Origin of the sequence: Amycolatopsis circi (assembly GCF_003385235.1) — a bacterium.
Lineage (GTDB): Bacteria > Actinomycetota > Actinomycetes > Mycobacteriales > Pseudonocardiaceae > Amycolatopsis > Amycolatopsis circi.
Genome location: NZ_PQIA01000104.1, coordinates 1 through 13122, shown reverse-complemented (window position 1 = coordinate 13122; position 13122 = coordinate 1). Strand labels below are relative to the sequence as shown.

Here is a 13122-nt window from a genome sequence, read left to right as displayed (position 1 = left end):
AGGGGGGAACCATGGGACAGGACAGCATTGCCGACGGGGTGAAGCTCCACGACAATCACAGCGGCGAAAACGCGTTCCAGCACGGCCTGCACCAGGCCAAGGAAGCCACCACCCATACGCCGGTCATCGGCAAAGGCGTAAGCACCATCTCCAACGCCTACGACAAATTCTCCAAGGCGGACAGCGTCGGCGATATCGCCGCGGCGAGCGGCCAGCTGCTGCAGGACGGAACTGGCTTCGTCGCCGGGGCGACGATGGACATGGCGAGCTTCGCACTCGACCCCGTGGGCTGGCTGGTCAGCAACGGCTTGAACATGCTGCTGGACCTGATCCAGCCGCTCAACGACGCGTTGCACTTCGTGACCGGCGACGGTCCCGCGCTGGAGAAGGCGGCAGGAGACTTCGTCGCGATCGGCACGGGTTTCGTGAAGCTGGCCGACGACTTCGTCAAGACCGGCGACGAGGCCCTCAAGGACTGGGAAGGCGAAGGCGGCGAGGCAGCCAAGAAGGCCCTGGCCGAGTTCGCCCAGGGCATCAACGGCATCGGCTCGGCCGCCGGCTCGGTCTCCGACACCCTGAAGATGTGGTCGATGGTCATGACCGTCATCGAGGAGGTCGTCAAGGCGATCATCTCGGAACTGGTCAGCTGGCTCATCTACATCTGGCTGCCCGCGCTGGCGGCGTCGATCGTGAGCCTCGGCTCGTCGGTCGCCGGTGCGATGGCCGCGTCCGTCGCGAAAGCGGCGAGCGCGCTCAGCAAGATCACCAAACACCTCGGCAAGCTCGGCAAGCTGCTCGACAAGTTCATGGGCTTCCTCATGAAGTGGAGCGACGACCTGGTCAAGCAGGGCTCGAAGCTCACCAAGGCCGGCAAGGTCGGCATGACCCCCGGCCAGGAGAAGGCGATCACCGGAGCATTCGCCAAGGGTGTGAACGCCCAGGGCGCCGCATACAGCCAAGCCGCGAAGGACGTCTTCACCAGCGTCCCCCGCAAGTTTTTCGACGAGACGGTCAAGGCGACCACCGGTGTCGCCCCGGGTGACTTGTCCAAGGGTTCGGCGTACACCACCAAGTCGGCGTACAAGGCGACGGACAAGGCGATCACGAACCTGAAAGGGGATCATCCCGGCAACGGTCAGAGCGTCGAAGAAACCAAGGACGACCTCGACATCTGACCGGCCGCGCTGAGGTCTCCGGTCCTGTGTCGCACGCGGCAGCAAACCTGTTCGGCGCGTACTACCCTCGCCCTGCCACAGCACAAAACCTCTTCACCCGGGTGCCGAAGAGCAGCCCACAGGAGCCGCGGACATGGCAGCACTGCTCGAACCCTGGTACATCGTCGGCGGCTACGTCTTGACACTGCTCCTGCTGTTGCTCGCCGGCCGGTTCGAGAGCCGCAGCGTGGTCAAGACCGTCGTCTGCGAAGCACTCAGCGTCGCCGCGCTGTTCGGGACGACGCTGTACTGGCTGACCGCCGGGACCGAGAGCAGCGGTCCGGCCATCGGCTGGGTGTGCATTCCGATCGCGATGGCCGGGTTCGCGGTCTGGCGGATTTTCCGGCAACGGTTCTGGATCCGACGGCTGGGTGCCGTCGGGGAGCCGACTTTCGGGGTTGTTCCCCGGCAGGGCCGCACCGTCGCGATCACCGAACCCGATCGTCCGAAGACCCGCAGCATCGCGGAGTTCGGGCACCAAGGGCACCGGCTGCTGGGCGTCGAGTACTCGTCCGGCGCGCCGGACGGCCTGCTCGATTCGGTCGCCAATCAGGTCGACGGGATCTACACCCTCGTTGAGCTGCGGATCCCCACCGGACCCGCCCTGGTGATCAGCCCGCGGACCAAGGCCTTCGAGCCGGAACACTTCACTCCGCTCGAAGACGCCAAGATCACCCGCAACCAGGCCGGTGCGCCGAAGCCCGGCGAGGAACTGGCGGCGTTCGAACTGGATCCGGACTTCGACCGGCGGTTCGAGGTGACCACCAGCGACCCGGAGTTCGCCCGCCAGGTGCTCACCGGAGAGATCCGCGAGATGATCATGGCCGATCTGTGGTTCCGGGTGCACGAGGTCGTGTTCGACCACGACGCGATGTGGACCGCGGAAGCGGGCGGGCTGACCGAAGAGCGAATGCTCGGCAACGGCAGGCGGCTCGCCTTGCTCGCCGCGGTGCTCTCGCCCAGCCGGTGGAACAGCACTGAAGCAGCTGAATTTCGCCGGATGACCGCGCGCGCCGAAACAAGCTATGACGCGTGGTACGGCAAACGGGCCGGGCTCATCCGGACCAAGCTGAACCGCCGCCGGGAAGCGCTGGACCGGCAGCCGGTCACGTCCACTTCGCTGGCGATGCGCTCGTTGATCGCGGCGGTCATGATCATCAGTGCCGTCCTCGCGATGAGCAATTCGCTTCTCGTCATGAACGGACAGGGCACCGAGGTCGAGTTGAAGGTGACCTGGATCGATCGCGGTGCCGCTCCGGTCTGTCGTGGAAGTTCGGGGAAGTGCACCGGGGGCTCCGCCGCTCGAGTCCGCGGCACCTACGTATTCGACGGCTCCGCATCCACCGCTACCACCCGATGGTCCGAGGAAATGCCGGAAGTGGGCGACATCGTCAAGGTTCAGCTCGGACCGTTGTGGTGGAGCCCGATCTTCGAGAGCAGCAAGGCCGCGCAGGGAGTCATTTTCACCTGCTTGTTCCCGTTGCTGTTCGGTCTGCTGATCGTCAAGGCGACCTACTGGCCGAGGGCGTCGCGCCGGGTCCGGAAGACGCGCGAGGCCCTGGCTACGGCCTGAGCCAGCAGAATTTGTCATGAAGTGCTCGACCGCGCTCGGCAAGTCAAGGGAAGCCACCGACAAAGGCGGGCTCGCGATTCGAGAGAGACCCGCGAAAATCTCGACAGACAAGGTCGCCGCGTGACGGACGAGCTGATTGTCCCTGACTATTTCTTCGGCGGCTACGCACTGGCGTTCGTTCTGCTCTGGATAGCCTCTTGGGCCGAACGCCGTAGCGCGATCCTGGCAGCGGTGTTCCACACCCTTTGCGGGATAACGGTTTCCTTCACCACGCTGTATTGGTTCTCCGCCAGCATGGCCGTGTCGCCGCTGGCTTGGTACGGCGTACCGCTGGTCGTCGCCGCGCTGCTCGCCTGGCGGGGCTGGTGCCAGCAGAGCTGGGTCAAGCGCGTCGACTCGACCGACGAACCCAGCTTCGGCTCGCGTTATGCGGTCACCGATCTCCTTGGCTCGCTGATCTGGGTTCTGCCGGGGCTCTTCCTGATCAAGCGCACCTACTTCCCCAGCACGCCGCGCCGAGTCCGGAAGGAGCGCAAGACTCTCACCCCGCAGATTTCGTAGCTCAGGGGCCAGAGTCAGAGCCGGTGTCCGCAATCCGAGCAGAACACCGCCCCCGCCTTGGATTCCTTCCCACACTCTCCACAATGGACAGTCGGGGCCAGTGAACTCCCGCACCCCGTGCAGAACTTCCCGCCGTTCACCTTCACCCCGCAGTCCGGGCAGGTGAGTTTCGCGCGAGTGCCCAGATCCAGGTCCTTGGTCCAGTTCTTCCCGCGTGCCTGGTCCCAGATCTGATCCCGCTGCGCCGCCGCCTGCGCTCGCGAGATCTCCTCCGCCACGATCGGCGAGCAGCGCAGGCACTGGCCGATTTCCTCGTTCCAGCACTGATCCGCGCACATCCAGTCGCTGCAACCGCGACATTGGCGGAAGCGCGGGGTGATCTCCTCGACCGCCGCGGTCAGCGCGCGGTCCTTCGCCGACGAGTTCGTCGCTCGGTCGTATTTCCACTGGTCCGCGGAGCTGCTCAGCTGCTGCAGCGTCCCGCCGAAGAAGGAGCCCACCGCGCGCAACATGCTGCGTCCGGTCTCCATCGCGTCCCGCTGGAACGCTGAGCGGTATCCGTTTCCGCAGCGCTCGCAACGGAACTCGAATTGGTAGCCCTGGGCGTTGGAGAGATCCGAGAAGTTGTCCGTGAACGGCACGACATCAGCCACGCGCGCGAATTTAAGCCAGCCGAAGGAAGCCCGCGACCGTACAAGTACCGTCTCCGGACCCGCTACGCACCGCGACGAAAAAGCCCCCGGTCACGAGGACCGGGGGCTTTTCGTTCAGCTACGCGAGGTTCAGCGGAAGTCGCGACCGAAGTCGTAGTCGTCCAGCGGAACCGCGGCGCCGGTGCCCGAACCGAACACGTCCGGGGTGTAGTAACCGTCGTCGTAGGACGGGATCGCGTACGCCGCGACCCGCGCCTCTTCGGTCGGCTGCACCTGGATGTTCCGGTACTTGTTGATGCCCGTACCGGCCGGGATGAGCTTACCGATGATGACGTTCTCCTTGAGGCCCACGAGCTTGTCCGAGCGGCCGTTGATGGCCGCGTCGGTCAGGACTCGCGTGGTCTCCTGGAACGAGGCCGCCGACAGCCACGAGTCCGTGGTCAGCGACGCCTTCGTGATGCCCATCAGCACCGGACGGCCCGAAGCCGGCTCGCCGCCCTCGGCGACCGCGGCCCGGTTCGTCGCCTCGAACTTCGTCCGCTCGGGCAGTTCGCCCGGCAGGAAGTCCGTGGCACCGGAGTCGATGATCGTCACGCGGCGCAGCATCTGCCGCACGATGACCTCGATGTGCTTGTCGTGGATCGACACACCCTGCGCCCGGTACACCTTCTGGACCTCGTCCGTGAGGTGCATCTGCGCTTCGCGCGGGCCCATGACGCGCAGGACCTCGTGCGGGTCCGGCGTGCCTTCGAGCAGCTGCTGGCCGACGTTGACGTGGTCGCCGTCGCCCAGCGGGCCGCTCGGGGTGTTCGCGAGCCGCTGCCGCTTGGACAGCTTGTCGAAGACGATCTCCTCCGACCCGTCGTCCGGGATCAGGGTGATCTTCCAGAACCGCTCGCTCTCCTCGATCCGCACGCGGCCGTCGACGTCCGCGATCGGAGCCTTGCCCTTCGGCACGCGAGCCTCGAAAAGCTCGGTGACACGGGGCAGACCGGTCGTGATGTCGTCACCGGCGACACCGCCCTGGTGGAACGTACGCATCGTCAGCTGCGTGCCCGGCTCGCCGATCGACTGGGCGGCGACAATGCCGACCGCCTCGCCGACGTCGACGAGCTCGCCCGTCGCCATCGAACGGCCGTAGCAGGTCGCGCACACACCGACCGCCGACTCGCAGGTCAGCACCGAGCGGACCTTCACCTTGGTGATGCCGCTGGAGATGAGCTTGTCCAGCGCCGGGTCGCCGACGTCGTCGCCCGCGTTCAGCACGACGTTGCCCTTGGCGTCCACCGCGTCCGTCGCGAGGTTCCGCGCGTACACGGAGGTCTCGACGTGCTGGTCGCGCACGACCTTGCCGTCGCCGAGGTCCTCGCCGATCGGCATCATGATGCCGCGCGTGGTGCCGCAGTCGACCTCGCGGACGATGACGTCCTGCGAAACGTCCACCAGACGACGGGTCAGGTAACCCGAGTCCGCGGTACGCAGCGCGGTGTCCGCCAGACCCTTCCGGGCGCCGTGCGTGGCGATGAAGTACTCCGCCACCGACAGGCCCTCACGGAAGTTCGCCTTGATCGGGCGCGGGATGTACTCGCCCTTCGGGTTCGACACCAGACCACGCATACCGGCCAGCGAACGGACCTGCGTCATGTTGCCCGCCGCGCCCGACTTCACGATCATGGCGATCGGGTTGTCGTCCGGCAGCGCCGTCTCCATGATCTTGTGGACCTCTTCGGTCGCCTGCGTCCACACCTTGACGAGTTCGTTGTTGCGCTCGGTGTGGGACAGCTGACCGCGCTGGTAGCGCTTCTCGACCTGGTCGGCCTTGCCCTCGTACTCGTCGAGAATGGCCTTCTTGCCGACGGGGGTCAGCACGTCCGAGATCGCGACCGTGACGCCCGAGCGGGTCGCCCAGTAGAAACCGGCGTCCTTGAGCTTGTCCAGCGTCTGCGCGACCTGCGTCATCGAGTACCGCTCGGCGAGGTCGTTCACGATGGCCGCCTGCCGCTTCTTCGGCATCGGCTCGTTGATGAACGGGTAGTCCGCCGGCAGCAGGTCGTTGAACAGCACGCGGCCCAGCGTCGTCTCGGCCAGCCACGCCTTGCCCGGCTCCCAGCCCTTTTCCGCGAGCGCCGCTTCGTCGGCCTTCGCCGGCGAACGGTCGGTGACGCGGATCTTGACCGGGGCGTGCAGGCTCAGCGCCTTGCGGTCGAACGCCATGATCGCCTCGGCGGGCGAGGAGTACGCGTTGCCCGCACCCTCGGCGTTCTCGTTCAGCCGGGTCAGGTGGAACAGACCGGTGACCATGTCCAGTCGCGGCATGGCGAGCGGACGGCCCGAGGCCGGCGACAGGATGTTGTTCGCCGACAGCATCAGGATCCGGGCCTCGGCCTGCGCCTCGGCCGACAGCGGCAGGTGCACCGCCATCTGGTCGCCGTCGAAGTCCGCGTTGAACGCTTCGCAGACCAGCGGGTGCAGCTGGATGGCCTTGCCCTCGACCAGCTGCGGTTCGAAGGCCTGGATGCCGAGGCGGTGCAGGGTCGGCGCACGGTTCAGCATCACCGGGTGGCCGGTGATGACCTCTTCGAGCACGTCCCACACCTGCGGCCGCGAGCGCTCCACCATCCGCTTGGCGGACTTGATGTTCTGCGCGTGGTTCAGGTCGACCAGCCGCTTCATGACGAACGGCTTGAACAGCTCGAGCGCCATGTCCTTCGGCAGACCGCACTGGTGCAGCTTCAGCTGCGGACCGACGATGATGACCGAACGGCCGGAGTAGTCAACGCGCTTGCCGAGCAGGTTCTGGCGGAACCGGCCCTGCTTGCCCTTGAGCAGGTCGGACAGCGACTTCAGCGGCCGGTTGCCCGGGCCCGTGACCGGACGGCCGCGGCGGCCGTTGTCGAACAGCGCGTCGACGGCCTCCTGCAGCATCCGCTTCTCGTTGTTGACGATGATCTCGGGCGCGCCGAGGTCGATCAGCCGCTTCAACCGGTTGTTGCGGTTGATCACGCGGCGGTACAGGTCGTTCAGGTCCGACGTGGCGAAGCGGCCGCCGTCGAGCTGCACCATCGGGCGCAGGTCCGGCGGGATGACCGGGACGGCGTCGAGCACCATGCCGCGCGGGTCGTTGCCGGTCGCCTGGAACGCGGCGACGACCTTGAGCCGCTTCAGCGCGCGGAGCTTCTTCTGCCCCTTGCCGTTGCGGATGGTGTCGCGCAGGTTGTCGGCCTCGGCGGCGACGTCGAACTCGGTCGCCAGCTTCTGGATCGCCTCGGCGCCCATGCCGCCGGTGAAGTACTCGCCGTACCGGTCGATCAGCTCGCGGTAGAGCAGCTCGTCGGCGATCAGCTGACGCGGCTCGAGCTTCGTGAAGGTCGTCCAGACCTCCTCGAGGCGGTCCAGCTCGCGGCCGGCGCGGTCGCGCAGCTGGCGCATCTCGCGCTCGCCGCCCTCCTTGACCTTGCGGCGCACGTCGGACTTCGCGCCCTCCGCCTCCAGCTCGGCGAGGTCGGCTTCCAGCTTCTGCGCGCGGGCCTCGATGTCGGAGTCGCGCTTCGTCTCGAGGTTCTTGCGCTCGACGCCGATCTCGTTCTCGAGGGTCGGCAGGTCGTTGTGCCGCAGCTCGGTGTTCACGCCGGTGATCACGTAGGCCGCGAAGTAGATGATCTTCTCGAGGTCCTTGGGCGCCAGGTCCAGCAGGTAGCCAAGGCGCGACGGAACGCCCTTGAAGTACCAGATGTGGGTGACCGGCGCGGCCAGCTCGATGTGGCCCATCCGCTCACGGCGCACCTTGGCGCGAGTGACCTCGACGCCGCAGCGCTCGCAGATGATGCCCTTGAACCGGACGCGCTTGTACTTGCCGCAGTAGCACTCCCAGTCCCGGGTCGGACCGAAGATCTTCTCGCAGAAGAGCCCGTCCTTCTCCGGCTTGAGGGTCCGGTAGTTGATGGTCTCCGGCTTCTTGACCTCGCCGAAGGACCACTGACGGATGTCGTCGGCGGTGGCGAGGCCAATCCGGAGCTCATCGAAAAAGTTGACGTCCAGCACGTCTAGATCCCCTTGGGGTTGATTCGGCTAGAGGAGGGGTCGGCGGTGGAGCCGGGATCCGCGGGAGGCAGATCCCGGCTCGACACCGAATCAGTGCACGACGTCGTCCACCGAGGGCGACTCGTTGCGGGACAGGTTGATGCCGAGGTTCGCCGCTGCGCGCTCGAGGTCCTCGTCGTCGGAGTCGCGCATCTCGATCGCCGCGCCGTCGCTGGAGAGCACCTCGACGTTGAGGCACAGCGACTGGAGCTCCTTGAGGAGCACCTTGAACGACTCCGGGATGCCCGGCTCGGGGATGTTCTCCCCCTTCACGATCGCCTCGTACACCTTGACGCGGCCGACCACGTCGTCCGACTTGATCGTGAGCAGTTCCTGCAGCGTGTAAGCCGCGCCGTAGGCCTGCATCGCCCAGCACTCCATCTCGCCGAAGCGCTGGCCGCCGAACTGCGCCTTGCCGCCCAGCGGCTGCTGGGTGATCATCGAGTACGGGCCGGTGGAGCGGGCGTGGATCTTGTCGTCGACCAGGTGGTGCAGCTTCAGGATGTACATGTAGCCGACCGACACCGGGTACGGGTACGGCTCGCCGGAGCGGCCGTCGAACAGCGTGGCCTTGCCGTTCTCCTTGACCATGCGCTCGCCGTCGCGGTTCGGCTTGGTCGCCCCGAGGAGGCCAGTGAGCTCCTCTTCCTTCGCGCCGTCGAACACCGGGGTCGCGGTGTTCGTGTTCGGCGCGACGTCGTAGAGCTCCTCGGACAGGTTCTTCGCCCAGTCCGGGTTGCCCTCGATCGTCCAGCCCTGCGAGGCCAGCCAGCCCAGGTGCAGCTCGAGGATCTGGCCGATGTTCATCCGTCGCGGCACACCGTGGGTGTTCAGGATGATGTCGACCGGGGTGCCGTCCTCCATGAACGGCATGTCCTCGACCGGCAGGATCTTGCCGATGACACCCTTGTTGCCGTGCCGGCCGGCGAGCTTGTCGCCCGGCTGGATCTTGCGCTTCTGGGCCACATAGACGCGGACCAGCTCGTTGACGCCCGGGGGCAGCTCGTCGTCGTCCTCGCGGGAGAACACCCGGATGCCGATGACCTTGCCGGTCTCGCCGTGCGGCACCTTCAGCGAGGTGTCGCGGACCTCGCGCGCCTTCTCGCCGAAGATCGCGCGGAGCAGGCGCTCCTCCGGGGTCAGCTCGGTCTCGCCCTTCGGCGTGACCTTGCCGACCAGGATGTCGCCGTCGCGGACCTCGGCACCGATGCGGATGATGCCGCGCTCGTCGAGGTCGGCCAGGACCTCCTCGGAGACGTTCGGGATGTCCCGGGTGATCTCCTCGGCGCCCAGCTTGGTGTCGCGGGCGTCGATCTCGTGCTCCTCGATGTGGATCGACGTCAGCACGTCGTCCTGCACCAGGCGCTCGGAGAGGATGATCGCGTCCTCGTAGTTGTGGCCCTCCCACGGCATGACCGCGACGAGGAGGTTCTTGCCGAGCGCCATCTCACCGTTCTCGGTGGACGGGCCGTCGGCGATGACCTGGCCCTGCTCGACCCGGTCTCCCTCGTTGACGATCGGCCGGTGGTTGAAGCACGTGCCGTGGTTGGAGCGGCGGAACTTGTACAGTCCGTAGCTCTTCCGCGTGCCGTCGTCGTGCATGATCGTGATGATGTCCGCGGACAGCTCCTCGACCACGCCGGCCTGCTCGGCGACCAGGACGTCCCCGGCGTCGACCGCGGCGCGCAGTTCCACGCCGGTGCCCACGTACGGAGCCTGGTTGCGCAGCAGCGGAACAGCCTGCCGCTGCATGTTCGCGCCCATCAGCGCGCGGTTCGCGTCGTCGTGCTCCAGGAACGGGATCATCGCGGTGGCGACGGAGACCATCTGCCGCGGCGACACGTCCATGTAGTCGATCTCGAGCGGGTCGATCAGCTCGACCTCGCCGCCCTTGCGGCGGCCGAGGACCTTCTCCTCTTCGAAGTGGCTGTCCTCGGTCAGCGGCGCGTTGGCCTGCGCCTTGACGTAGCGGTCTTCCTCGTCCGCGGTCAGGTAGTCGACCTGGTCGGTGACCTGGCCCTCGACGACCTTGCGGTACGGCGTCTCGATGAAGCCGAACGGGTTGACCCGCGCGTAGGAGCACAGCGAGCCGATCAGGCCGATGTTCGGGCCTTCCGGCGTCTCGATCGGGCACATCCGGCCGTAGTGCGACGGGTGGACGTCGCGGACCTCCATGCCGGCGCGCTCACGGGACAGACCGCCCGGGCCGAGGGCCGAAAGACGACGCTTGTGCGTCAGGCCCGACAGCGGGTTGTTCTGGTCCATGAACTGCGACAGCTGCGAGGTGCCGAAGAACTCCTTGATCGCCGCGCCGATCGGGCGGATGTTGATCAGGGTCTGCGGCGTGATCGCTTCGACGTCCTGGGTGGTCATGCGCTCGCGCACGACGCGCTCGGTACGGGAGAGGCCGACCCGGATCTGGTTCTGGATCAGCTCGCCGACGGTGCGCAGGCGGCGGTTGCCGAAGTGGTCGATGTCGTCGGTCTCGACCGGCACCTCGACGCCGGCGGAACTGGTCATCTTGTCCTCGCCGGCGTGCAGCCGGACCAGGTACTCGATGGCCGAGACGATGTCCTCTTCGGTCAGCGTGCCGGTGTCGTACGTCGAGTCGAGACCGAGCTTCTTGTTGACCTTGTAGCGGCCGACCTTGGCCAGGTCGTAGCGCTTCGGCTTGAAGAACAGGTTCTCCAGCAGCGTCTGCGCGCTCTCCTTCGTGGGCGGTTCGCCCGGGCGCAGCTTGCGGTAGATGTCGAGCAGCGCCTCGTCGGTGCCGGCGGTGTGGTCCTTCTCGAGGGTGGCCAGCAGCGTCTCGGAGAACGAGAAGCGCTCGCGGATCGCCTCGGTGGACCAGCCCAGCGCCTTCAGCAGCACGGTGACCGGCTGGCGGCGCTTGCGGTCGATGCGGACGCCGACGGTGTCGCGCTTGTCCACGTCGAACTCGAGCCACGCGCCGCGGCTCGGGATCACGCGCACGCTGAAGACGTCCTTGTCGGTCGTCTTGTCGACGCTGCTGTCGAAGTACACACCCGGAGAACGCACCAGCTGGGAAACGACGACCCGCTCGGTCCCGTTGATGATGAAGGTGCCCTTGTCGGTCATCACCGGGAAGTCGCCCAGGAAGACCGTCTGGCTCTTGATCTCGCCAGTGTTGTTGTTGACGAACTCGGCGGTGACGAACAGCGGGGCCGCGTACGTCATGTCCTTGTCCTTGCACTCCTCGATCGAGGCCTTGACCTCGTCGAAGCGCGGAGCGGAGAAGGAGAGGGACATCGAGCCCGAGAAGTCCTCGATCGGCGAGATCTCGTTGAGGACTTCTTCCAGGCCGCCGACCGGGCTTTCTTCGCCTTCGTTGACGCGGCGCTCGAACCACGCCTCGTTGCCGGTGAACCACTGGAACGACTGGATCTGGACGTCAAGCAGGTTCGGGGTGGAGAGTGGCTCGCGGATCTTCGCGAAGGAGACCCGCTTGGGCGCTCCGGGGATTCCCGTGGCCTGCGCGCGGGATTCAGCCGAGGTGGTCGCAGCAGTGGCCTGGTTCGCGGGAGAGACTGCCAAGATGCGTCCTTCCGGGGACAATGAGCGGTGAGCAGCCGCGATGGCAACAGCTGTCGCGGACTGTCAGGGGTGCCGTGTGCCCACTATCCTAACTACCGGCTCCGGGCAGCCTGAAAGAGGGCAGCGCAAAGAAGCAGTCTAGCCCCCATGACGCGGTCTGTCCAGGGGGCGCTCCCGACGGGGCCCAGCCTGCATCGCGTCACCTTGGGGCAGTGCGTCTCCCTGAGCTTCACTGCGTCCTTCGGCTCCCGGTTCGCCCGGGTTTTCGCGCCCCTCCCGCAAGGTTCGCGTTCCCCGGCCGTGACCGTTGGCAGTAAGCGTGAACCCACGCGGCTTTGGAGTCAAGATGCCGCGCGGCGGTCCCGCCGGTTGGCGCAGCGTCGAAGGGGGACAGCGCAGGGTGACCGTCTTGTCCGGCATCCCGGTTACCGCTGGGTACTCGCGAGCCGCCGCGCAGGTCGGTGCGGCGGCGGTGCAGGTCGGTGCCCCGCGAGCGGTTCCGGAAGCGGTTTCCCGCCCGGCGCGGCGGGCGCGGGATGGATCACATTGCGCGAGCGGCCGGGCGCCGAGCGGCAGAACGGAATAGGGGAACTTCGGGCAGCTCGAACCCGGATTCCGGGCCCCCCGGGCAGGGGTTGCGCGCAATGCCAGGGACTTAAGCGGCGCGACCTCACGCCTACCGACCGTCCACAAAGGACGCCCCTGCCGCCGAAATGCCCGACCCATGCCCACTTAGCCGCTTCCGCGCGTCCGTGAGGGGAACCCTGAGGGACTCTGAGTCCCTCAGGGTTCCCCTCACGGACAGCAAACCCCCACGACCAGGACAGGCACTTCGAACCGCACCCACAGCGCCGCCTTAGGTCCCTGGCATTCGGTGTTGCGTCCGGCGGGAAGCGGCGGTTGGCAGCGGCACGGTCCCGGTGATCAACTGGGCGGGGCCGAACTCCCGGGAGGTGCGCATGATGCCGGAACCCGACGCGTCGCTTTCCGCTCTCGTCCTGCGCAGGCTGGCGATCAGCGAGCAGGTCGCCGCCGCGAAGTTCGGGGCTGGGCGGCCGGTCGACGATCCTGTCCGCGAGCAGCGGGAACTGGCGCGCGTCCGCGGCCTCGCCCGCGAGATCGGCCTCGACCCAGACTTCGCGGCCAGCTTCCTCGAAGATCAGATCGCGGCCAGCAAGCAGGTTCAGCACCGGCTCTTCGCGCACTGGACCGAGCAGCCCGGCGAGCGGCCCGAGGGCGGGCCGGACCTGTCCGTGCTGCGGGCCGAATTGGACGGTCTGACGGTCGCTCTGCTGAACCGGCTCGCCGAGACTGGCCCGGAACCCCTCGCGCCGCCGGAAACGCCGGACGAGCTGAAGCAGGACCCACTCCGGACGGCTTACCGCACGCTGGCCCAGCGGCGCTCGTGAGTGGCAATCCCGGTTCTAACCGGGATAGGCACTCACGAGCCACCCCGCCAACAGGCCTGGTACGACACGGCCCGCCC

Annotated in this window: 7 protein-coding genes; 4 read left to right on the top strand and 3 right to left on the bottom strand. The window is 67.0% G+C overall.

Annotated elements, in window-relative coordinates; all coding sequences use genetic code 11:
• Positions 1-11: 11 nt before the first annotated feature.
• The 3 genes from D0D37_RS33270 to D0D37_RS33260 all read left to right on the top strand — a co-directional run bounded on the left by D0D37_RS33270 (position 12) and on the right by D0D37_RS33260 (position 3348).
• The gene (locus D0D37_RS33270; RefSeq protein WP_116204568.1) at positions 12-1175 is read left to right on the top strand and encodes a hypothetical protein; all 1164 of its coding nucleotides are present in this window, start codon (positions 12-14) and stop codon (positions 1173-1175) included.
• A 133-nt stretch (positions 1176-1308) separates the two neighbouring features.
• A complete protein-coding gene (locus D0D37_RS33265) occupies positions 1309-2787 on the top strand; it encodes a hypothetical protein (RefSeq protein WP_116204567.1) in 1479 nt (492 codons plus the stop codon).
• A 120-nt stretch (positions 2788-2907) separates the two neighbouring features.
• Positions 2908-3348: a hypothetical protein gene (locus D0D37_RS33260; RefSeq protein ID WP_116204566.1), complete on the top strand. Its 441-nt coding sequence runs from the start codon at positions 2908-2910 to the stop codon at positions 3346-3348.
• A 14-nt stretch (positions 3349-3362) separates the two neighbouring features.
• Here D0D37_RS33260 and D0D37_RS33255 read toward each other — a convergent pair whose 3' ends face one another.
• From D0D37_RS33255 to rpoB, 3 genes are all read right to left on the bottom strand, one after another.
• On the bottom strand, positions 3363-4001 hold the full coding sequence (locus tag D0D37_RS33255) for a zinc ribbon domain-containing protein (RefSeq protein ID WP_244223768.1): 639 nt from the start codon (positions 3999-4001) through the stop codon (positions 3363-3365).
• A gap of 129 nt (positions 4002-4130) precedes the next feature.
• Positions 4131-8042 carry a DNA-directed RNA polymerase subunit beta' gene (locus D0D37_RS33250; RefSeq protein ID WP_116204565.1) on the bottom strand — a complete coding sequence of 1304 codons (3912 nt, stop codon included), beginning with the start codon at positions 8040-8042 and terminating at the stop codon, positions 4131-4133.
• Positions 8043-8132: 90 nt separating this feature from the next.
• Positions 8133-11636, bottom strand: coding sequence for a DNA-directed RNA polymerase subunit beta (gene rpoB, locus D0D37_RS33245; RefSeq protein ID WP_116204564.1), 3504 nt, complete (start codon positions 11634-11636; stop codon positions 8133-8135).
• 962 nt (positions 11637-12598) lie between these two features.
• On the opposite strand from rpoB, the gene aroQ reads away from it, so the two are divergent.
• Positions 12599-13045: a gamma subclass chorismate mutase AroQ gene (gene aroQ, locus D0D37_RS33240; RefSeq protein ID WP_208720262.1), complete on the top strand. Its 447-nt coding sequence runs from the start codon at positions 12599-12601 to the stop codon at positions 13043-13045.
• The last annotated feature ends 77 nt before the right edge of the window (positions 13046-13122 follow it).

Coding starts and splice junctions, on each gene's coding strand:
- D0D37_RS33270 (WP_116204568.1), top strand. CDS start 12: ATGGGACAGGACAGCATTGCCGACGGGGTGAAGCTCCACGACAATCAC.
- D0D37_RS33265 (WP_116204567.1), top strand. CDS start 1,309: ATGGCAGCACTGCTCGAACCCTGGTACATCGTCGGCGGCTACGTCTTG.
- aroQ (WP_208720262.1), top strand. CDS start 12,599: ATGCCGGAACCCGACGCGTCGCTTTCCGCTCTCGTCCTGCGCAGGCTG.